The 21,153-nt window shown below is 40.2% G+C and carries 19 protein-coding genes; 9 read left to right on the forward strand and 10 right to left on the reverse strand.

Features of this window, described 5'->3' with window-relative positions:
* The first annotated feature begins 108 nt into the window (after positions 1 to 108).
* The 7 genes from ABM313_RS20955 to ABM313_RS20985 all read left to right on the forward strand — a co-directional run bounded on the left by ABM313_RS20955 (position 109) and on the right by ABM313_RS20985 (position 9,831).
* Entirely contained in the window at positions 109 to 1,038 is a 930-nt protein-coding gene (locus ABM313_RS20955; RefSeq protein WP_434685080.1) for a hypothetical protein, read from the forward strand.
* 37 nt (positions 1,039 to 1,075) lie between these two features.
* A complete protein-coding gene (locus ABM313_RS20960; RefSeq protein ID WP_434685081.1) occupies positions 1,076 to 2,341 on the forward strand; it encodes a glycoside hydrolase family 19 protein in 1,266 nt (421 codons plus the stop codon).
* Positions 2,342 to 2,436: 95 nt separating this feature from the next.
* Positions 2,437 to 3,234: a Uma2 family endonuclease gene (locus ABM313_RS20965; RefSeq protein WP_434688542.1), complete on the forward strand. Its 798-nt coding sequence runs from the start codon at positions 2,437 to 2,439 to the stop codon at positions 3,232 to 3,234.
* Positions 3,227 to 3,808 carry an AAA family ATPase gene (locus ABM313_RS20970; RefSeq protein ID WP_434685082.1) on the forward strand — a complete coding sequence of 194 codons (582 nt, stop codon included), beginning with the start codon at positions 3,227 to 3,229 and terminating at the stop codon, positions 3,806 to 3,808. The genes ABM313_RS20965 and ABM313_RS20970 overlap by 8 nt, the downstream gene beginning before the upstream one ends.
* Positions 3,809 to 3,874: 66 nt before the next feature.
* Complete coding sequence (locus ABM313_RS20975; protein WP_434685083.1) at positions 3,875 to 4,444, forward strand: type IV pilin-like G/H family protein; 570 nt, start codon at positions 3,875 to 3,877, stop codon at positions 4,442 to 4,444.
* A 140-nt stretch (positions 4,445 to 4,584) separates the two neighbouring features.
* Entirely contained in the window at positions 4,585 to 5,190 is a 606-nt protein-coding gene (locus ABM313_RS20980) for a type IV pilin-like G/H family protein (protein WP_434685084.1), read from the forward strand.
* Positions 5,191 to 5,403: 213 nt separating this feature from the next.
* A complete protein-coding gene (locus ABM313_RS20985; protein ID WP_434685085.1) occupies positions 5,404 to 9,831 on the forward strand; it encodes a tetratricopeptide repeat protein in 4,428 nt (1,475 codons plus the stop codon).
* Between the two features lie 53 nt (positions 9,832 to 9,884).
* On the opposite strand, the gene ABM313_RS20990 is transcribed toward ABM313_RS20985, so the two are convergent.
* The 8 genes from ABM313_RS20990 to ABM313_RS21025 all read right to left on the reverse strand — a co-directional run bounded on the left by ABM313_RS20990 (position 9,885) and on the right by ABM313_RS21025 (position 18,183).
* The gene (locus ABM313_RS20990) at positions 9,885 to 10,868 is read right to left on the reverse strand and encodes an FkbM family methyltransferase (protein WP_434685086.1); all 984 of its coding nucleotides are present in this window, start codon (positions 10,866 to 10,868) and stop codon (positions 9,885 to 9,887) included.
* Between the two features lie 41 nt (positions 10,869 to 10,909).
* Positions 10,910 to 12,469, reverse strand: coding sequence for an FkbM family methyltransferase (locus ABM313_RS20995; protein WP_434685087.1), 1,560 nt, complete (start codon positions 12,467 to 12,469; stop codon positions 10,910 to 10,912).
* 21 nt (positions 12,470 to 12,490) lie between these two features.
* Positions 12,491 to 13,810 carry a class I SAM-dependent methyltransferase gene (locus tag ABM313_RS21000; RefSeq protein WP_434685088.1) on the reverse strand — a complete coding sequence of 440 codons (1,320 nt, stop codon included), beginning with the start codon at positions 13,808 to 13,810 and terminating at the stop codon, positions 12,491 to 12,493.
* Between the two features lie 208 nt (positions 13,811 to 14,018).
* A complete protein-coding gene (locus ABM313_RS21005; protein ID WP_434685089.1) occupies positions 14,019 to 15,020 on the reverse strand; it encodes a heme o synthase in 1,002 nt (333 codons plus the stop codon).
* Positions 15,021 to 15,057: 37 nt separating this feature from the next.
* Positions 15,058 to 16,074, reverse strand: a complete 1,017-nt coding sequence (locus tag ABM313_RS21010) for a COX15/CtaA family protein (protein ID WP_434685090.1) — start codon at positions 16,072 to 16,074, stop codon at positions 15,058 to 15,060.
* A gap of 356 nt (positions 16,075 to 16,430) precedes the next feature.
* Positions 16,431 to 17,054, reverse strand: a complete 624-nt coding sequence (locus ABM313_RS21015; protein WP_434685091.1) for a Spy/CpxP family protein refolding chaperone — start codon at positions 17,052 to 17,054, stop codon at positions 16,431 to 16,433.
* A 47-nt stretch (positions 17,055 to 17,101) separates the two neighbouring features.
* Entirely contained in the window at positions 17,102 to 17,575 is a 474-nt protein-coding gene (locus tag ABM313_RS21020) for a hypothetical protein (RefSeq protein ID WP_434685092.1), read from the reverse strand.
* A complete protein-coding gene (locus tag ABM313_RS21025) occupies positions 17,572 to 18,183 on the reverse strand; it encodes a sigma-70 family RNA polymerase sigma factor (RefSeq protein ID WP_434685093.1) in 612 nt (203 codons plus the stop codon). Before ABM313_RS21025 ends, ABM313_RS21020 begins: the two co-directional genes overlap by 4 nt.
* Positions 18,184 to 18,294: 111 nt before the next feature.
* Here ABM313_RS21025 and ABM313_RS21030 point away from each other — a divergent pair, with 111 nt between their 5' ends.
* Positions 18,295 to 18,795, forward strand: coding sequence for an LmeA family phospholipid-binding protein (locus ABM313_RS21030; RefSeq protein ID WP_434685094.1), 501 nt, complete (start codon positions 18,295 to 18,297; stop codon positions 18,793 to 18,795).
* A 142-nt stretch (positions 18,796 to 18,937) separates the two neighbouring features.
* Here ABM313_RS21030 and ABM313_RS21035 read toward each other — a convergent pair whose 3' ends face one another.
* Complete coding sequence (locus ABM313_RS21035; RefSeq protein WP_434685095.1) at positions 18,938 to 20,203, reverse strand: acyltransferase family protein; 1,266 nt, start codon at positions 20,201 to 20,203, stop codon at positions 18,938 to 18,940.
* A gap of 97 nt (positions 20,204 to 20,300) precedes the next feature.
* On the opposite strand from ABM313_RS21035, the gene ABM313_RS21040 reads away from it, so the two are divergent.
* The gene (locus ABM313_RS21040; RefSeq protein WP_434685096.1) at positions 20,301 to 20,771 is read left to right on the forward strand and encodes a thermonuclease family protein; all 471 of its coding nucleotides are present in this window, start codon (positions 20,301 to 20,303) and stop codon (positions 20,769 to 20,771) included.
* A 43-nt stretch (positions 20,772 to 20,814) separates the two neighbouring features.
* On the opposite strand, the gene rpsU is transcribed toward ABM313_RS21040, so the two are convergent.
* Positions 20,815 to 21,006, reverse strand: coding sequence for a 30S ribosomal protein S21 (gene rpsU, locus ABM313_RS21045; RefSeq protein ID WP_094532977.1), 192 nt, complete (start codon positions 21,004 to 21,006; stop codon positions 20,815 to 20,817).
* Positions 21,007 to 21,153: the final 147 nt, after the last annotated feature.

A 21,153-nucleotide genomic window follows, 5' to 3' on the forward strand; every position in this document is an offset into this window, starting at 1 on the left:
GCAAGGTTACGTCTCGTAAAAATGAAAATTTACAATTTTGGGTTTCCAAGGTTGCGCCCCTTCGGGGCAAAACCTTGCAAATTTGGGTAACTTATAATTATGGTGGCTATGCCTGATTGGTTGGCTGTTATTGATGACGAAATTAGTTTGTGGCTCAATCCCACTGTTATTGACCAGATTTATCTGGATACAAAGGGTTTAGCTAATGCTAATGAGATTATTTATAGAGTTAATAGTCGGGATTTACTAAAAGTATTAGCCTCTAGTGTGGGCATGGCGGCAAAACGACAAGGGGCAATCGCCATTTGGACTTATTACACTGATAAAACTGGGGCGGAGCAAGATTTAACGAAACCAGATCTACCCATATTGCGGACTTTGATGAATATAGATGGAGATCTGAGTCAAAAAGTTTGTGAGGATATCTTGTATCATCCTCGCGCCGATCGCATTTTAACGACCCATAGTTTTGTGGTTAGTCAAATTTCGCGGCAATTTTTAACTGCGATCACTGATTATGTTGAGCAAAAATTACGCCCATTTGCGATCGCCACTGTATCTTTTACAACAACAATCACATGGTGTGATCCGTTGCAAAATCTGGGGAAAAGATTTAGTTTCTCAGCCGATTTAACTGCTTATTTATCTAATCAATGTTGGGCGATGGCGAGTGCTGCTCCAATTGTGGTCTTAATGATTTGGTGGATTTATTCCAAACTTAATCTGACCTTGCCATCGCTACCAAAATCTAGCCAGAAATTTTTCACAAATTTACTCGGTCTTCTAGAAAGTCAATTTTTTCGGCTGGTGGCGATCGCGGTAGTTATCATTTTAATTTTTTGTTGGATTACGATCAGAGTTGCCATACCTATCGAAGCAAGGGCAAATAGCTTCATCGTTACCCTTGAGTCCTTGGTGGAGCCATATTTGCCTGTAGCGATCATTAGTTTACGCCAATGGATTGTCAATGGATTAGGCAAAATCTTTTTCCGTTATCCTTTCTTCGTTAAATTGATTTTTGGGCGTTTCATAAGATGATGGTGTTACGCAAAGTGGAAATTACCCGATCAAGGCAATGAAACAAGTTGAGATTTGGCGATCGCAAGCAGCCGCAACCCTTGCTTTTCTAGTTCCCAAAATTGTCGGCAATACGATCAATGAAAAAGATGGACTGGTGGATGATCTCGTGCGCGTGTTAAATAACTTACCCGCACGTCCAGAGACTCGACAGCCCTATGCAGGTATTTTTCCTGCGGCCGATTTACCAACATGGCGTAGTCGGGCTGCATTAACTCTTCAATCTTCCGTGCCAAAGATTCCCGATGTTGAAGGGAGCATTTTTGATGGGGCGATCGATGACTTGATTCGTTTTTTACGTAATTTACCCGCACGTCCAACAGGGCGTTCGCCCTATGCAGGACTTTTTCCTGCGGCAGATTTGGCAACATGGCGCAAACAAGCGGCACAGACATTAGTAGCAGCGATCGGTCAGATCACCGATCCAAAACATAATAGTGCTGATGGTCGCATTGATGACTTAATCAGGGTGATGAGTGGCTTAACTTTGCGCCCCATCCTACGAAAACCCTATGAAGGACTTTACCAAGCACCGAATCTGACTGAGCATCGCAAATTAGCAGCGCGGCGCTTAGATCAATTGATTACTGGGCTTAAAGATGATTTCAACCCCAAGGATGTACTAGTTGATAGCACGATTCGGGTTCTCAATAATTTACCTCCCCGTCGTCTCGATCAAGAGCCATATGAGGGCTTATATCCCCGAACTACTGAAACCAATCTAACTACAACTTCTGGGTTGATTACTCAAGAACAACTGAGTGCGATCGCCCCCTATTCCCGACGCGATCGCCTTGAAAAACTGCTGCCCCACTTGAATAACACAATGCAGCGTTACGCAATCACGACACCTCTGCGTAAAGCGCATTTCCTCGCTCAATTGGGACATGAAAGCGATGGATTTAACACTAACGAGGAATATGCTTCTGGTGCAGACTATGAAGGAAGAAGGGATCTTGGTAATACTCAGGCTGGCGATGGTGTGAGGTTTAAAGGGCGGGGGTTGATCCAAGTTACAGGTAGAGCCAACTATATTGATTGTGGTCGTGCATTGGGTGTGGACTTGATTAGTAATCCTCAACGTTTAGCAGATTTTGATCTAGCCTGTCTCAGTGCTGGTTGGTATTGGGATACTCGCAAACTTAATAACCATGCTGATCGCGATGATGTCCTTACTATTACCCGTATCATCAACGGTGGCACAAATGGCTTAGCTGATCGTCAGTCCTATTTAGCCAGAGCTAAGCGGGTATTGGGTGCTTAATGCTAAATATGAAAGGCGACAAAACATCGTCTTTCATGTTTAGCGATTATGTTTTAATGGATAAATCATGCACAGGTTTCGGTGAGGGTAAATCCATGACTCTGCAACCTCTAACAACTGAAGAAGCGATTCCAGAGATCGATTATCCTGACAGTGACGGCAATCCTATGGCTGACAATACCGAACAATATCGCTGGATTGTAATCATCAAAGAAAATCTAGAGATCATGTATGCCGATGATCCTAATGTATTTGTAGCTGGGGATTTGCTTTGGTATCCAGTGCGTCGCACTCAAAAACGAGTTGCCCCTGATGTGATGGTGGCTCTCGGTCGTCCCAAAGGTCGCAGGGGATCGTATAAACAATGGTTAGAGGATAATATTGCGCCACAGGTCGTTTTTGAGATCCTGTCACCCAGTAATAAAGATCGGCGTGGACAAGATTCCCTTGAAGATAAGTTTGACTTTTATCAAACCTACGGGGTTCAGGAATATTACATTTACGATCCCGATGATTTGATCTTAGAAGGCTGGCAGCGAGTTGGCGATCGCCTCGTCCAAATTCCATCAATGCTGAATTGGGTTAGTCCATTGTTAGGGATCAGATTTGATTGGGCAATGGGACAGGATTTAATTATTTCGCGTCCTGATGGACAGAGATTTTTGTCACCTGTAGAACTGAGCCAGCGTTTACAGCAATCAGAAATCCAAGTTTGGCAAGAACAGCAACGCACCGCCCAAGAGCGTAGACGTGCTGAGACACAACAACAACGTGCTGAGCAAGAAAGCCGACGCGCTGAGCAAGAAAGCCGACGTGCTGAGCAGGAAAGCCTACGTGCTAATCGTCTTGCTGAGCGTTTACGAGCTTTAGGTATCGATCCAGACGATGTTTAAACTTGAAGGCAATCTGGGACTCTGTGGCGCACATCGTACTGGCAAAACAACACTAGCGATCGCTATCTCTTCACAGCTAAATATTCCCTTTGTTCGCACCACGACCAGTCAAGTTTTTGCCCAACTTGGTTTAGACCCTGCGGAACCAATGGACTTTAAGACAAGGCTATTTGTGCAGAATCATGTTTTAGATGCTGCCGAGCGAATTTGGCAAGAATCTGTTAGCCCTTTTATAAGCGATCGCACTCCAATTGACATGATTGCTTACACCCTTGGCGATATTCAAGGCAAAACTGAGGTGGATTTCGACCTGCTAAGTCAATACATAGATCGTTGTTTTGCTAGTACCAATCAATTTTTTCAAAATCTTGCCATCATTCAGCCAGGTATCCCGCTTGTTTATGAGGAGGGGAAGGCGGCTCTGAATGCTGCATATATTGAACATATTAATGTTTTAGTGATTGGGGTATGTAACGATCATCGTCTTAAGGCTAATATGTTTTGTAATGCACGCGATGTGATTAATCTAAAAACGAGAATCTTTAATATTTTGGAATATTTTGGAGAGGTTTAAATCTCGCAAAAATGGGTAACTTGATCTATAGGACAAGGGGTAAAAGTTATCTGTAGGTGCGGGAAAGTGAACTTTAATAATTTGGAATTGGAATATATCATCAGCTTATGGCTACGCGATCGCCATTTTAGTACCGTAAACCAGAAAGAACAAGGTTTTACACTCATTGAGTTATTGGTGGTAATCATTATTATTGGTTTGCTTGCCGCGATCGCGCTCCCCTCATTTTTAAGTCAAGCTGACAAAGCAAGATTTGCCGAAGCAAAGGCATATATTGGTACTATGAGCCGCTTGCAGCAAGCATACTACCTAGAAAGAAGGACATTTACTAGTAATATTGGTGACTTAGGACTTGGGGTAGATACTGCTTCCTCTTCCTATACTTACAGTGCTTTGGCAGGTAGTGTGGATGGAAACTTTACGCCTCAGCAACCCAAGCAGCTAATTACAAACGTGGCTGTGCCTAACTCTCCTTACCTCAGGTCACTTGTTGGTGTGGTAGGTATTCCGGGAATAGTGCGGATTGACACTATTTTTTGCCTTGGGAATACACCAAATATTAGTCCTATACCTCCTGGGGCGTTGAATCCCATAGCTCAGACAATGGTTTGTCCTACGGGTTTTTCGTTGCAGTAATAGCGAGTTTGCTTCAACAGATGTTACGCAGCCAAAAATATTTTTAGCCAGAGTGATAGCATCCTGTTTTTTTATGGGTAAGTTACTTTCACAACAACCCAACAAGTTAACTTTCTTGACATACACGGGAATAAAGAATTATGAAATCTGAATTCAAGACCAAGCTCATCCAACACATGCTCAACAAGAAGGATGGCGAAAAGGGCTTCACCCTGATCGAACTTCTCGTTGTTATCATCATCATCGGTATTCTTGCTGCGATCGCACTTCCTTCTTTCCTTAACCAAGCTGCAAAAGCTCGTCAGTCTGAAGCTAAAACCTACGTTGGTTCTGCTAACCGCGCTCAACAAGCTTACTATCTAGAAAAGCAACGCTTTGCTGATAGCTTAACCAACTTGTCAATCGGTGTTGCCGCAACAACTGAAAACTACGACTATACAACAACAGGTGCTTCCAGAGGAACAACTGGTACAAACGCTAATTCTTACAGTGGTGCTGTTCCCCGCGAACCTAGCATCAAGGCTTATGTAGGTGCTGTTAATTTGGCAACTCCTGCTGGATCTGGCGAAGCAACGACCTTGGCTGCTCTTTGTGAAGCAAAACTTCCTCCAGTTAATAACGGCGCTTCTAGCATCGCTGGCGCTGCTGCGGCTGCCAACGTAACCTACGGCTTTGTACTGAATACAAGCTTGGCTCCAGTATGTGCAAACCAAGCTGCCAATAGTGGCTTTGTTCCTGTTAACTAGTTTTTAGACTGGTCTACACTAAATATATTGAGATGGGTAGTTGATTTATATCTTCTACCCATCTTTATTCTATGTATATGTATATAGAGTTTTACAAGCAAGCGAGGTACAAAGGTTTGTTTCCCCGCCGAAGGCGGGGAAACAAACCCGTACTTCACTAGACTGATAAACGCTATATAACAATTTTCAAGTAAGCGCGGTAAGCGACAAGTTATGAACTCTAAATTAAATAAACAACTGCAAGACTTAGCATATTCACACATTGAAAAACAGGAATATGAGGATGCACAAATAATTTTTCAGGAAATTATTAATTCAGGTAATGGGAATACTTCTGATTATTGCTATTTAGGCTTATGTTTGTTTCTGGCAGGAGAAATTGCAGAAGCAGAAATAAATTGGCTCAAAGCATTAGGCAAAAGTGATATCGATAGTCTTGAGAGTGGCGATCAACAATTTATCAACTTTTTAGATGCAGAAGCCGAAAAACAAAAAGAACTGAAAAAATATGATCTTGCTCTTCCAATTCGTAATGTTTTGCGTGAACTCAATCCCCATGATTTTTATAACTTAATTTCCATTGTCAATCTGTTCATTAAAAAAGAAGCATATATTTCTAGTTGTCTAGTTGATTTAAATGTTGTTAATCTTTTGGAAAATGCAGAATTTTCTCCACTTGAAGAAAGTTTTTTCGTTGATTTTTTGGAAAGAATCTTAATCTTTACAGACTGCGACGAAGCCACCTTAAATTTTGTAGAAAAGTTGTGTAGCTTCCATAGTCAATATCTGAAAATAATTATAGAAAAGCTACCTATAATTAGTATTTATCTAAACAATCAAGATAAAAAAGATCGGGCTGTGCGGATTATTGAAATGGGGTTAAGACTAGAACCACGCAATAAATCTTTTTTAAGGAATCTGATCGATTTTTGTTTAACTACAGACAATCCTAAAGCTATTCAAACTGCCAAGAGACTGTATGAAATATCTAAAGATAGTCATGTGATCGATAGGGTCATTTCTTGTGAATCTATGACTAGAACTCTGATTGTTAATTGCTTATATTGGGAAGATTCAAAGCAATTTTATCAGGAATATATAATAAGTTTAAAGGAGATGTTAAATTGTGATTATTCAAATTTAATCAAATATGATGAGGTCAGCTATCTAATTACGACAGGATTTTACTATCCTTACTTTACCGATCAACCGCGTGAAAGACATCTTTTGATGAAAGAGGTTCGCAAAATAGCGAATCAGAAAATTTATCAGGATTATCAAGATAAAAGCCTAGAGTACAAAAAAAGACTGACCTTGAGAAAGACTCTCGGCAAACTTGATCGTCCTCTCAGAATTGGATATCTATCTAGCTGCATGAGAAGACATTCAGTTGGATACCTAGCGAGATGGCTGGTGCAAAATCATAATCATGATGATTATGAAATCTATGGATATGTGGGAGATGCAAAGGAAGATCCTCTAAGGAAATGGTATATAAGTCAATTTCATAAATCCTACACAGACCCAATACCTAATCACCCATCTTTTGCTAATCAAATTCAAAAAGATGGAATTGATATTTTGATAGATTTGGATAGCGTCACCTATGGATGTGCTGCTATTATTTCTGTTCTTAAGCCTGCTCCCGTTCAGGTGACATGGTTAGGTTGGGATTCCTTGAGTCAAAATGCTATTGATTATTTTATTGCCGATCCCTACGTCTTGCCTGAAGATGCAGACGAATATTATCCAGAAAAAATTTGGCGATTACCCCAGACCTATATTGCTGTTGATGGGTTTGAGTCGGCTACTCCCACGGTGCGTCGAGATACTTTGGATATTCCCGATGATGCTGTCATCTATTTCAGCGCTCAAGCTAGCATGAAGCGTCATCCCGATACAATTCGGTTGCAAATGCAAGTGATTAAGTCAGTTCCTAATGCTTATTTAGTGCTTAAAAGCTATGGCGATCAGGATTCTCTTAAGGAATTCTTTTATAAAATTGCAGAAGCAGAAGGGGTTAATACAGATCGTTTACGCTTTCTGCCAATTACAAATAGCGAAGCCGAACATAGGGCGAATTTAATTATTGCCGATGTGATCCTCGATACCTATCCCTATAATGGTGCAACCCATACCCTCGAAACACTGTGGATGGGTATACCAATGGTGACGCGAGTTGGAGAGCAATTTTCGGCGCGAAATAGCTATACGATGATGATCAATGCGGGAATTACTGAAGGTATCGCATGGACAGATGCAGAATATGTGGAATGGGGAATTAGGCTCGGAACTGACCATGATTTGCGTAATCAAGTAATTCTCAAATTGCGGCAGGGTAGGCAAACTGCTCCACTTTGGAACTCGCGCCAATTTACACGTGATATGGAAGCTGCTTATGAGCAGATGTGGCAAATTTGGCTAGATACTGAAGAGCCTGAAATTGAGATTGATCCTGTTGCCGATCGTGAGTTGTTCATTGCAGAAGCAGAGTTACGCAACCAAGATGCGATTCGTTTAGCGCAAAAGGGTAAACTGGAATCCGCGATCGCCTGTTGGCAAGCATCTATTTCCTTGCATCCTGAATACATTGATGCCTATTACAATATGGGGATCTCTCAAGTGGAAGCGGGAAATCTCGAAGATGCGATCGCTTCTTTCCAAACCACGATTGAACTAGATCCAAGTCATGCTAATGCTCTGTATAATTTGGGCTTAGCGCTCTCTAGGCAAGATAAACTAGATGAAGCGATTGCTGCCTATGATAGAGCTTTTGAGCTTAATTCTGAAGACATTGATATTCCCTTAGCTTTGGGAAGTGCTTTCTTTAAACAAGGCGAATGGGAATGGGCTATTAATGCCTATCAATCTGCTCTCGAGATTAATCCTGAGTCTGCACTTGCTTTAGGTGGGTTAGGTGTGACATTAACAGAATTTGGAGAAATAGAAGAAGCGATCGCCTGTTTACAATCCGCAATAGCTATTGCCCCTAATGATGCTCATTTTTACGGTGATTTAGCTCATGCTTTTGCTAGAGCAAAACAAACAGAAGATGCTTCTTTCTGCTATCAAAGAGCAATCAAGCTAGATCCTGCTTTTGGTCAAGCCTACTGGAACTATAACAACGATATCTTAGCTAATATCGAAAATTCTGTAAATCGCAACTATAAATTTAGGATGCAAATAGCCGATCAATTTCTTGAATATTGCTATCAAACAGACAAAATCCTTTCATTAGTTAATTTCTTAACTAACTATGCTAATTCAGGACATGGAGATATTGCAAAAGAGAGAATTCTAGAAGTTGAGAATTTAGTTCTAGAAAATCATACAATATTCTCTAAAACAGAAATTCAAGTTCTATATAATCACCTCCTATTTATCCTTCCCAACTTACGAGATCATCGTCAGAATATTAGTGTTTATAAGCTGATTGGGGAAATGTACCGACAAAGAATAATTCAGCCTAAGATTAGTTCGGAAGTTTTATCTTGTTTGCGAGCTCCCAAAGAAAATCTCAAAATTGGATTTATATCTCCGCACTTTGCCCGTCATCCTGTTGGTTGGTGTAGTCTTGATGTAATTCGAGAATTATCAAACATCACACCACACATATATCTGTATGCAACAAGTGAGATCAAAGTAGATGAACGAACTAGAGAATTTGCCCAATTAGCCGAGAAATCTTACTGGTATGATGGTGATGAATTTGAAGGTAAAGTTAATAGCTTTGATAGTCGTCTAAATCAGGTAATCGCAGATATTACTCAAGATCAGCTTGATGTCATTATCGATTTAGATTCGGTCACGATTCCGATCAATACGCATATTCTGTGTCGCAATCTTGCACCTGTATGTCTATCTTGGCTTGGGTTTGATGCTCCCTTTGTGTCATCAGAAAACTATTGGCTTGGCGATCGCTTTACCCATCCTGAAAGTGTTGATAAATATTATTTAGAAAAGATATTGCGTCTGCCAGATGCTCACATGGCAGTTTCAGGGTTTGATGCTATCTCCATTGATCGCGATGCCTATAGACAAAATTTGGGCATCAATGAAGATCAGGTAGCTTATCTCTATGCAGCTCCAGCACGTAAATTCAATCGCGATAGTGCAAGAGCCTGTATTAACATTTTGCAGCAAGTTCCTAATTCGGTATTGTTACATAAAGGCAATGGCGATCGCGAAGTGATTAGGAATATCTATAACGAAATCTGTGACGAGATTGGTGTAACTGATGAACGAGTTATCTTTTTGCCCAGTTACAAGACCGAAGAAGAACATCGGGGTATCTATGCGATCGCGGATGTTTTCCTAGATTCCTACCCCTACAATGGAGGCAGTCACAATCTCGAAGTCCTGTGGTTCAATTTGCCAGTAGTAACACTGGTGGGCGAACAATCCTTTGCTAGGATGGGCTATTCGTTCTTGCAAGCATTAAGTATTGATGCAGGGATTGCTCATAATTGGGAAGAATATATCGCATGGGGGGTTAGGTATGGTTTAGAGTCAGAGTTCAGAAATTCGATTAAGCAAAAACTGATTGACTCTAAAAATCCTACTAATCTTGCGCCGTTGTGGAATCCTCAAAAACTGGCTATGGATATGTATGTTATTTTACAAACCTTACTGAACAAATGAGAAGAAAGATTCAGGAAAAACTTTCTTGAATCTTTCTTTGATAGCAAATGGAACTAGAAACCAAAATCTTTTGTGGCAAATTGTCTAACACTTTGAACAATTGGTAGTGAAGATAGACCACGTTCTACTAAATCAGGAAAGTTTGTAAGACATTCAATAATGCTATCGGCACAATTATAATTAGGATTAGTTCCGTATTGTAAGGTTAGGTACTCCAAAACTTCGAGACTATAGTCTGGGAAGCCTAGAATATCAGCAATACAGGCTAGCTTGAGTAAGTTGTCAGGTGATTTGTACTGTTCGCTGATATCATCACGAATGAGATCACGCAAATAAAATGCTTCTCCCCAAAGTAATTGCCCCCTTCTTGCTTCTGAACAAATTGGAGATCGAACCCTAGGACGATAAGATGGAATTACATCAAACAGAGTAAAATCACTTTTTCTTAGAAAACTATCAACATCAGCAAACAGTGGTTGTCCAATGTATAAGTGCGAAAATTCAACTTCGATTTGTATCCCTAACACACTGCGATTAAGAATGTTCGTAGCTCCCCTTAGCACATCAAGATCGGCTCCTTGTACATCAATTTGTAAGTAATCAATCTCATTTATATCCTCTTCTTGACAGAATTGATCTAAAGTAATTGTATCAATTTCAAAGCTAAAGTCTAAACTAACTACCTCTTTAAGCCCTGCAATACGAGACAGGTAAGGCTCATTAGGAGGATAAAGAGAGCTACACATAGAGGCTTTAGTAACATAAAGAGTCCTCTCTTCAGCAGCCTTACCTAATGCAATCGGAAAATGTCTCTCAGTCCACTCAATTTGTCTTTTTTCAAGATCAGCATTTGCTACATCACAAGCATCGGCATCAGCATCAAATCCATAGATGGTCATATTGGGCGAAAACAACTCCCAACCTCGAGTTGAATAATCATCATTTTGATCTATTTTACGAGAGCCGATAATACCAACTGTGACATGAATATGCTCTAGCAAACCATTCTTCTTTAAAATTGGCATAAGTAATAGCATATTTGACTCTCACAAAACTAATTAATAGAACTATTCATCGATTAATGAGGAACAGCGATAATATTTAAACTACCCTGAAAATCATGACCAATTTCAATTGGTACTAAATTCTTCAAGTATGGCTGATAGCGAAATAATTTATAGTTATGCTCTCTAAGATAATCCGCTACAGGTAAGTTACTTCCCTGTGCGCCAGCAATATTTTCATACAAGATGATTGGAGCGAATTCTTGTAACAGGCGATCACTACCCTTCAAGACCTGTAACTCATGACCTTCTGCATCAATTTTGAGCATATCAACCCGCTTCACATCATACTTGTCCAGCAGACTGTCTAATGTGAAGCAATCTACCTCCTCAAAACTACCTGATGCTAGACTGTCATCAGCGACAACTTCATTTAACTCACTAGCCGAACCCACTGATAATTTGGCTTTGCCAATGCGATCGCTAGCAGCTCCTGCACAAACATTAACCCAGTCAAACTGATTAACTCGACAGGTTTCATTTAAATAATTTACACATGCCGAAAAAGGTTCTATTGCTAAGACTCTGCCAGTCGCACCAACCCTCTTAGCTGCACTAAATGCATATACTCCAGCATTAGCTCCCACATCAATAATGGTCATTCCTTCCTGAATATTGTCTCGCCAAAACTCAATCTCTCGTTCAAACCAATCTCCTTGAGCAATCAAGACGCTAGTGACAATACTCTTAAAATTCGGCTCAACCGCCATGACCACATCTTCATCAAAACTAACATAAGTCATAGCCTCATCCACTAACAGACTAGTCCATTGCCAGCTTGCATTTTCACGACCTAACTTTAGACGCAAGTCATTTGCTTGATCCATCCAATATTTAGCTTTACCTAGATCGCCAAAACCACGATAAGCCAAATATAACCCTTGTAAAATTGCTGGATTTTCGGGTGTAAGCTTGCGTCCATGCTGCAAATAAGCAACTCCTTCAGCTTGATTTGCCATTAGATGGGTCACTCCTAACATTAAGCAAATAGCAGAACTATCGTGGAAAATCTGATTTGCTAATTTTAGAAACCTTGTGCCAAAAGAATTATAAAAAATAAATTGCGATCGCCTAATTACTTCTGCTAAGAACATATTTGCTTGCTGATAGCCACTTTCAGCTTTTAACATTAGTTCAAGTTCTTGAGTCCCCCTAGACAATGCAGGTAAATAGATTAGACTAACAACTGTATTTTTCTCGTATTCGGCAGTCTGCGGCATATTAACCACTGTATGCAATGCAAGACTATTCGCGCCTGCATCTTCCCCTAAGATGCTTTGAATCAAAATATAATGAGCAGCGCAATGTAAGTTTTGATCAAGCGCAAATCCCCTCTCTAACTTTGCCTTAGCTTCTGCAACTATGCTCGTTTTTATCTGTAAATCTTCTTCTTGAGATGCTTTAATTAAGTCGCTTACAGCCAAGTTATTCCAGTCAAGGGAACTAATAGGGTTATCCCAATTAGTATTCTCAATTACTTCTTCTAATCTAGATAAAATACTCGCATCAGTATCAGGATAATTATCAAATAGATATTCTAGATAGCGATCTCCGAATTGATAATTAGTAGACATAGTATTAACTTACTGGGGACTTTAGGCTTTATCTATCATCAAGTAACCGAGGCTTTCTAAATCGCAAATAGTATTTTGCACCAACGGTAATACCTCGGCTACACCTTGCGATCGCAAAGTGAGCGGATTAACTGGTCTGATCTTTGCATAATATTCGCTCAAAGTGGCAATAGTTTGCGGAGAATCGAGTAAAGGCAATAGACAAGCCGCCATAGAGCTATCAACAGTTACAACTGACTTAACCAAAGATAAATGTTGACTCAAATTCACTGTACGACATTGCATCACACAATTTTGCAAATCTACGCTAAATCGCTGAGTCTGTAACTGTGGATGTAGATATACTTTTGCGGAATACCAGTCATATTCATTCCAAAAGGATGTCATTTGAGGTGGTTGGCTGAAATGACCACACCAAAAATCTAATAGACGATGGACTGGATTAATTAGCTCATACATCCGTAACTGATCTTCAATACTTGCATCTGGCAAACTCATTTCCCAAACCAACGGCAAGTTATCCGACTCTTTAAAAAGCTCTCTGAGATTCCAGTCTCGCCAGTTAACCATACTCACAAACTCTAGTTCAGCCGTTCTCAGTGCTGAGAACATATCTGCGATCTCAAAGCCCTTATCGCCTTGTAATAACTGATTCGTTAAGATCTTCTCTTTACCAGATTCTCCTAAAAAACTAGCATCCCAAGTCTGTACTTTAAGATTGACGTTATCTTTCAGGGCTTGCATTGTTTCAATTACTGTCTCTATTTCAAGATCTCCAATGTCCCGATCCATCACCCCCATCAATGTAAACATTTGCTGCGCTCGGAAGAAACTCAATCTCTGTAAAGCACTATGTAAATTTGCGCGAATAATGCCATCAGGTTTTAGAACAGATTTCATTGCTGCTAGGGCGATCGTAGGATCAGGCATCAGATACAAAGTCTCATCGCAGTTGATGTAGTCAAACTGATAGCCCAGATCACGCAGATCCTCAATTGATAAGCAGTGAAACTCAGCATTATCAAAACCATGATATTTCAGCCTCTGTTCGGCTAGTTTCACTGACTCTGACGATATATCCACACCAATAATTTTTGCATTGGGATTAGCTTCAGCCAAAATCAAAGACTTATATCCAGAGCCGCATCCCGCATCTAAGATCAATCTATCTGTTGTGTCAATGACTTGGAGATCGCGTCGATAAAAAGCTGTAACTAAATTATGGATATATAGCTGATAAGCGTTATCCTTGGGCGACTGTTCCAAAGGGATACGAGGATAGGGGCTACTATCAAACTGTTGCCGAATTTTTTCTAGTATTGGCGATTGATCAGGATTCACTCAAATTCTGCCTAAATTGAAGTTTGTCTATTGTAGACCTAATCAAATTCTAAAAACTATCACCTGACCGACAATTTAACAAGAAATACAGAGGTTTATTTCCCCGCCGAAGGCGGGGAAATAAACCTCTGTATTTAGCTTGGTTGAAAGTTGCTGCTTTGACTTCTCACGATCTATAAAGAGAAGAGGCATAAAGTGCCTCTTCTCTTTATAGGTTTATTGTTGCGATTGTAGTTTGCAATAAAGCGATCGCTTGGGCTCCCGAAATGTGAGCAATTGGCAAACTATCAACCCCCATCGCCACACAAAGTAAACCCAGATAGAGAATCGAATATTTGAAAACAGAACGGGCGACAGTGCGATCGCTCGGTTCCTTTAATAACTGAGTTGCCTTATAAATAAACGCACCACCTAGTCCAACGGCTGACACGGCGTAGACTACTCCCATGACATTACAAGGATAAACCAACAATAACGACACGGGAATTATTAATAGGGTATAGAGCAAGATCTGATGCGCCGTTACCTCTGCACCCTTGACAACAGGTAGCATTGGCACGCCCACTTTGGCATATTCATCGCGAATCATTAATGCTAAAGCCCAAAAGTGCGGAGGAGTCCACACAAAAATAATTGCAAATAAAACCCATGCCGCCCAGCTTAATTCTCCAGTTACAGATGCCCAACCAACCAAAGGCGGGATCGCTCCTGCTGCACCACCAATGACAATATTTTGAGTGCTAGAACGCTTCAGCCAAATCGTATAAACCCCGACGTAGGTGGCAATCCCCGACATAGCCAGACAGGCGGCTAGGAGATTGGCATAAACAGCCAACAGCGTGAAGGAAATGACTGCTAAGGCGATCGCAAAGATTAGGGCATGAAGAGGCTGAATTCGCCCCGATGGAATTGGTCGCCAACTGGTCCGTTCCATTTTGGCATCAATATCGCGATCGTATAAACAGTTAATCGCATTTGCCGAAGCTGCGGCGATCGCCCCTCCTAAAACTGTAATGAACATCAAAAATCCATCTACTTGTCCTTCCGAAGCAATCCACATTGCTCCTGCGGTGGTAATTAGTAACAGGACGATAATGCGTGGCTTGGTTAATTCTGTATAATCCTGAATCACATCGCGCCAGTTGCGAGTTACTTGAGTTGTCTGATTTGCTTCAACAAATATACTTTCTGGGATCGCTGTTTCTTGCATTACGCTTAACTCCTAAAATATTTCGCAGTTATTACAATTAGCGAATCGCAGGTTGCACTTGATTCTGTTCTTGAGTTAAAGATTGGTCTTGCCTAGTGGCTCTAAATGCTAACACAGCGAAGCAAACAAGGATTCCGAGCAATGCTGAACCTGTAGCTTGGTGAGCAATGGTGAGAGGTTCGACCTGTAGGTGCAATTTATAAGTGGCATAGCCGATCGCCACTTGAGCAATTACTAATAAACCTGCGATCATTGCCACAAGTTTTAATACAGAGGCAATCGCTTTTGATAGCCAGACCGTAACCACTAAAACGATGGTAGCAAGGGTAGCTGGGATCACTCCAAGCAGGTGTGCATTCAAAACAATACACATATCCTGTGTGGCAAAGCACTGATGTAACGCCCATTGAGAAGCAACTAATGCACCGAGAATACTTTGTAAATAAACTAAAACTGCTGCCGATAAACCAAACCAAGCAAGCTTTTTTGATGGGCTTCGCATGTTAGCAAAACTGGCTTGATTAGTTAAAGCTGTCGCGATCGCTAGCAAGCTAGAGAAAAATAATAATCCAGTGCCTAAATGGGCAGTGACAATATCAAATCGCAGTAATTGTGTTACCGTCAGCCCACCCAAAATCCCCTGAAAAACTACTAGAGATAATGATCCTGAAGTCGCCCAAGGCAACCATGTTGGCAAAGATTTACGGAAATACCAGCTTGCCCCAAATAAAACAATTGTGGCAAAACCCACAGAGGAAGCAACAAGGCGATGAAACCATTCTAAAAATACTTGAAGGTTCATCTGCTGAGCAGGTAATACCGATCCATAGCACAGAGGCCAGTCGGGACAAGCCAAGCCTGCATTCATCACACGAGTAGCACTACCGATCGCCATCACCATCCAAGTTGCGATCGCTATTCCAAAGGCGATGCGACGAATTAAAACAATTGGCTCTATCAATCGGTTTGTGACTTCAGACTTACTATTGGTAGAGTTTTCAGCCATTGGCAGTGATTGGGTTTCTGGTTTGTAAGAAGATAAAGAGTCAGTCATGCAAGTTTATGAGGTTCAGGCTTTCTTTGTGAATCTTTATAAAACTCAACAGAAGTATTAGTAACAGTTAGAAATTATCTTAAGAGCAGTTCTAGATTTGGTAAGGGGATTTAACAATTTCTTCGCGTTAGGTATTTACACTGACATCCCAAAAGCATAGCTTTGCAATACTTTTTGGATGTCAGTGTTATGGGAGTTATGCCAAAAACTGTGTCGCACGCGCATCGTGCGCCACAGTTTTTGGGATTTTGTAATTAATTGCACTCAGCGACTTAAGTAGCTAGGTGCAATTAATTACAGAGTAAAGCCTGTAAAGTCGCGCCCCTTTTGGGCGCAACTTTACGGGTTTGGGTAATTTATAGGGTTGACCGTTCATCTGTATCATCAAATCGCTTTTGTATGCGGCTTTTGAATTGATCGCGCATACCTTCTTTCATACGGGCTGGGCGATTTTTTTGTAAGATGTCGTGGAGCTGCGATCGCTGCTGTGGTGTCAAGATTTCACGCATAGCTAACATTCGCTCAAAATGTTGCTTTTGTAATTCTTGTTGAAGATTTAGTACTTGATCATGTTTAGAACGAATCGTATCGCTACTGGCTGTACCAGCTAGTAAATCTCGTAACTCTTTATTAGCCTGACGTGATTGCTGTGCTAGCTCTCGGATACGCACAAGATCCCGCTCGCGAATGGTCTTAAGTTTTTGTAACTGCTCAGTCGATAAATTTAATTGCTTTAGCATCCTACCTGAAGGCATATTCACATTTTCATCACGATCTGGACGATTTGGAGCTTGGGCTAATATGTCAGGTTCTAATTCTGGTTTGTTTTCAGAGCTAGGCTGAGAATTTATCTGTGACTGAGTTTGAGATTGGGCTGGAGATTGTGACTTTAAATTAGCGTTACTAGCCCAGATTGCACCACTAGTAGCAATTACGGCTACAGAGATCGCACTATATTGAAAGACTTTTGACTTAAACATAATATTTATCGATATTTAACTGACAAACTAGGAATTTAGGGGGAAGGTTATTCATACTCAAGGGGAGACAACTCCATCAAAAGCTGTGTGTCCGATGTCGTTGTTGATGTATTTGCAGCTTGTAGCCCTGTAATATCAGTAGCATTCCAACTATTGATCAATGACTGCTCGATCGCCACTTGATCATCCTCACTAATTAATTTTCCTTGGCTGATATTGGGGATATTTGCAACTTGATACTGTGAACGGTTAGTTGCCCAATTAAATGTTATCCCTGTGGCGATCGCTGCGGGAATTAACAAAGTCCAAGGTAACCAACGGCGTAAAGGGGCTTTAGAGGATTTTGCTGATCGTTGCGGATGTTTATGGATTTCAGCAAATAGCTGCCGCTCAAAATTTGGCGCAGGTGGTGGGGCGATGGGCTTGTTTTGCTTGAGAAAAGACACTAAGGAGTCATGCGAACCATCGCTAGAGTCTTCCCCAAAATTTTCTGGAAATCCTTGAGAATATTTGTTTTTCATAACTCGACTCCTTGCGCTTCTAAAAACTTTTTGATGGCACTACGGGCATGAAACAATCGTGATTTCACCGTGCCAACAGGAATAGATAAAATTTCGGCGATGTCTTTTTGAGGCAACTCCTCAAGATCATGCAGAACTAGGACAGCACGATGCTCTTCGCTTAGTTTTGCCAAACCACGTTGCATGAGGTCTTGATAATGCATGTGGGTTAGACTCGGTTGTCCATCACTTTCACGGATGATCGCATCATCAGCAAGATTTTCCAGTTGGTCATCTTCGACAGAGATATTACGCGATCGCATTTTAGCTAGAGCTTTGCGGCGATCGCTTGCCACGTTGAAAGCAATACGATAGAGCCATGTCGAAAACTGTGCGGACTGTCGAAATTTGGCTAGTCCTTTCCATGCTCGCAAAAACACATCTTGCACCAAATCATCAAGACCATCGGAACCACATAGCTGATAGAGCGTTGAGCGCACCTTGTGATGATGACGTTGATACAGTTTTTTAAAACCATGGGGATCACCCTGCAAGCAAGCTTGCACAATCGCGAGATCGGGATCGTTATGAGGTGATTCTCTGATATCTATATTTACCGCTCTGAACATCTATAGCGAACATCCATATGAGCATCTATACTTATTTAGGCAATATTGGCAGGTTTAACTTATTTCTAAGCTATTAGTTTTGACTGCCAAAACCTTAAATAGGTTCAACTCATGTCTGTGGTTAGTTCTGTATTAATTCCTATTATTAAACTATGGTTGCGATCGCAGGTCGAGCATATCGAAGCGCTCGAAATTGCGATCGCTGGCAAAAGTCGTCAGATCTTAAGCGGTGATATTCCTAAAGCCACAGTCATTGGTGTGGGGGCAAAATATCAGGGCTTAGCGATTACTAATATCGATTTGTGCGCTGAAGCTATTCACCTAAATATTTCTCAAATCCTTAAAGGCGAAGCATTACGATTACTTGATCCTATCCGCGTGACCATGGATGTCGAGCTTTCAGCCGCAGATTTGCAAAGTTGCCTCAAGTCTCCAATTTTCTTAGAGGCGATCGCTTCTGATACGGCTCCTCTAGTAAATACGGATGGTGAGATTCGAGATTTACTAGAAACACTAGTGCATAAACTAGGTGATGAATTTACCCTCCATGAACTAGCGATCGCAGATGGTGGCGCAAAGTGTCGTGGTGAATTTGCGATCGCTGCTACCTAAAAAACGTCAGTTCAACAAAAGCTGAAAATGGTAAGAATCGCGAAGTGATTCTTACCATTTTCCGTCATTTGAGGCGTGCAAAGCACATTACAAATAGCTATATCAAACTCAAATTAAAAAATCTCATTCAGATTATTGCAAATCAAATTGGTATATTTGACCTGACCCAATTTCTGATCTTTGGTTGAACTTTAATATCCATAAGATAAGATAGGGAAAAAGTAAGTACTATCCATACGATCAAACGTAGTAAATAACTCCATACATTGCCTGAAAATGGGAAATAATATCCAACAATACCTATTATTGGTCCATGAAAGATATAAATTCCATAAGAAATACTACCAAAAAAAGCTAAATATTTGAGGATAGAAGGACTTAATTTAATTCCATAAAATGCTATTGCTAAAAATATCTCAACTGCCGCAATAGTGTAGTTATCAGATCCAAATCCTCCTTTTTTTAAAAAGCTGTAAACAATAATAGATAAAGGCATTATTAGAGAGATTGTATATAAACTTCTATATACATTACTAGCCTTATTTAAAATTATCCTATTTGAAACTATAGCTATAAGTAAAATAGAAATTGGGAGTATTGTAATATCCCCAAAAGTAACTATTTCTCCAGGATTATTGAAGTGTAATATATCAAGAATATTAGCACCTAAACGTAGTTCTTTATTTGCATAAAATAATAAAAAAATACTTATAAGTGGAACTTTAATATTTTGTACTCTAGATGGAACTCTCCATGCAAGAAATAGCCCAAGTAGCCAAAAAATCCACCCAGCTAGATATCCTGACAAAATATTGGGCAAAGGATTAAAAATCCATACTAAGATAATTATTGTAGCTAAGCCAATGAACAGTGGTAATAGCTTCGGTCTAAATTTCCAAATAAGTAAAAAGACTAGATAATAAACAACTTCATAGTTTAATGACCATAAAGCCCCATTTGAAGAAGTAACAGGAACAAATAAGTTTTGTAAAAAAAAGATATTGCCAAGGATAATTTGCCAATTATCTATCGATTTATGTCCAATAAAGTAATCAATACCATACGAAATAACGATTGCTATTAAATACATTGGATATAGACGAACTATCCGTTTTAACAAATAAGAATAAGCATTATTCTTTGAAAATTTATTTATGCAGGTAAGTCCTATAACATATCCTGATAAAACAAAGAAAATCAGTACAGCTTCTCTACCAACGGTAAAATGGTGAAATATACTAGGAGGCTGAAATTTTGGGTCAAAATTACCTCCAAGAGTATGGTGAAAAGCAACCCATAAAGCAGCTATACCTCTTAGTCCTTCAAGTGCATTGTCAAAATTTGACTTTTGACGATTTTCACTGATTGGTTCAAATCGAGTGTTAAAGTCAAGCTTAGATAACAGCATTTAATATTAGAGTAGTTTCTCTAAGTTTATAAATTTACCTTAAATGTCATTCGCCTATTTTTTTGTTAATAGAGCACAGCAATTGATTTTGATCTTCATGATTAATATATGTTGTTTTGCGATCGCTACTCAACCTGTATGGGCTGCATCATTTGCAGTTAGAGTTTTTGATGGCGATAACATAACTCTGGTAGATCGCGGCATCAAAACTAAAGTCCATCTCGCCTGTATTGATGCACCTGAGTTACTCCAAGATGAAGGAGGACATGCGCGACAAGTTCTGCAAAATATTCTTGACGATGAAGAAATTTTTGTCAGAGTTTTTAAAAAAGATAAATTTGGGCGTTACAACGGTGAAGTTTTAGCAGGTGGACAAAATGCTAATAAAGTAATGGTTTCACTAGGACTGGCGCATTATGATCGCCTGCAAGAAAAAGATTGCCAAGGATATGAAGAAATTGAGTTAAAAGCACAAAACGATCGCCTAGGGGTCTGGGCAAATGGTACTGATGTGATGCTACCTAGTCAATTTCGGCGCGAAAATAAATTATTAGGTGTTGGCTATTAACCCAAAAAAGAGGAGCGCATTGCGCTCCTCTTTTTTATTTTTATTAACTATCGCGACGGCGAAAACGACCTCTACGCTTAGCATTTTCAGCCTTACGCTTACGTTTTTCGCCTGCGGTCTCGTGATACTGACAGCGACGAATATCTGCTAGTAAGCCAGCTTTCTGGATTTTTTTCTTAAATCGACGTAGAGCCGATTCAATCCCTTCATTTTCACCAACGATTATTTGAGTCATGCTTATTTTGGTAGCAAAGTATTGTTCTTTATTATGCTGTAGTTTGGCGCATTTTAATTTAGGCGACGGGTATCTAGTTTAGCAAATTTAATCCAAATTTGTAAAGTCTATTTTTTTAAAGTGCTTTGCGCTCAAACCTAGATCAAA

This window comes from Pseudanabaena minima str. Chao 2107 (assembly GCF_051131155.1).
Taxonomy (GTDB): domain Bacteria; phylum Cyanobacteriota; class Cyanobacteriia; order Pseudanabaenales; family Pseudanabaenaceae; genus Pseudanabaena; species Pseudanabaena minima.

What these genes read in the sequence shown, in the direction of transcription:
- ABM313_RS20955 (WP_434685080.1), top strand. Translation starts at nt 109, where the DNA reads ATGCCTGATTGGTTGGCTGTTATTGATGACGAAATTAGTTTGTGGCTC.
- ABM313_RS20960 (WP_434685081.1), top strand. Translation starts at nt 1,076, where the DNA reads ATGAAACAAGTTGAGATTTGGCGATCGCAAGCAGCCGCAACCCTTGCT.
- ABM313_RS20965 (WP_434688542.1), top strand. Translation starts at nt 2,437, where the DNA reads ATGACTCTGCAACCTCTAACAACTGAAGAAGCGATTCCAGAGATCGAT.
- ABM313_RS20970 (WP_434685082.1), top strand. Translation starts at nt 3,227, where the DNA reads ATGTTTAAACTTGAAGGCAATCTGGGACTCTGTGGCGCACATCGTACT.
- ABM313_RS20980 (WP_434685084.1), top strand. Translation starts at nt 4,585, where the DNA reads ATGAAATCTGAATTCAAGACCAAGCTCATCCAACACATGCTCAACAAG.
- ABM313_RS20985 (WP_434685085.1), top strand. Translation starts at nt 5,404, where the DNA reads ATGAACTCTAAATTAAATAAACAACTGCAAGACTTAGCATATTCACAC.
- ABM313_RS20990 (WP_434685086.1), bottom strand. Translation starts at nt 10,868, where the DNA reads ATGCTATTACTTATGCCAATTTTAAAGAAGAATGGTTTGCTAGAGCAT.
- ABM313_RS20995 (WP_434685087.1), bottom strand. Translation starts at nt 12,469, where the DNA reads ATGTCTACTAATTATCAATTCGGAGATCGCTATCTAGAATATCTATTT.
- ABM313_RS21005 (WP_434685089.1), bottom strand. Translation starts at nt 15,020, where the DNA reads ATGCAAGAAACAGCGATCCCAGAAAGTATATTTGTTGAAGCAAATCAG.
- ABM313_RS21010 (WP_434685090.1), bottom strand. Translation starts at nt 16,074, where the DNA reads ATGACTGACTCTTTATCTTCTTACAAACCAGAAACCCAATCACTGCCA.
- ABM313_RS21015 (WP_434685091.1), bottom strand. Translation starts at nt 17,054, where the DNA reads ATGTTTAAGTCAAAAGTCTTTCAATATAGTGCGATCTCTGTAGCCGTA.
- ABM313_RS21020 (WP_434685092.1), bottom strand. Translation starts at nt 17,575, where the DNA reads ATGAAAAACAAATATTCTCAAGGATTTCCAGAAAATTTTGGGGAAGAC.
- ABM313_RS21025 (WP_434685093.1), bottom strand. Translation starts at nt 18,183, where the DNA reads ATGTTCAGAGCGGTAAATATAGATATCAGAGAATCACCTCATAACGAT.
- ABM313_RS21030 (WP_434685094.1), top strand. Translation starts at nt 18,295, where the DNA reads ATGTCTGTGGTTAGTTCTGTATTAATTCCTATTATTAAACTATGGTTG.
- ABM313_RS21035 (WP_434685095.1), bottom strand. Translation starts at nt 20,203, where the DNA reads ATGCTGTTATCTAAGCTTGACTTTAACACTCGATTTGAACCAATCAGT.
- ABM313_RS21040 (WP_434685096.1), top strand. Translation starts at nt 20,301, where the DNA reads ATGATTAATATATGTTGTTTTGCGATCGCTACTCAACCTGTATGGGCT.
- rpsU (WP_094532977.1), bottom strand. Translation starts at nt 21,006, where the DNA reads ATGACTCAAATAATCGTTGGTGAAAATGAAGGGATTGAATCGGCTCTA.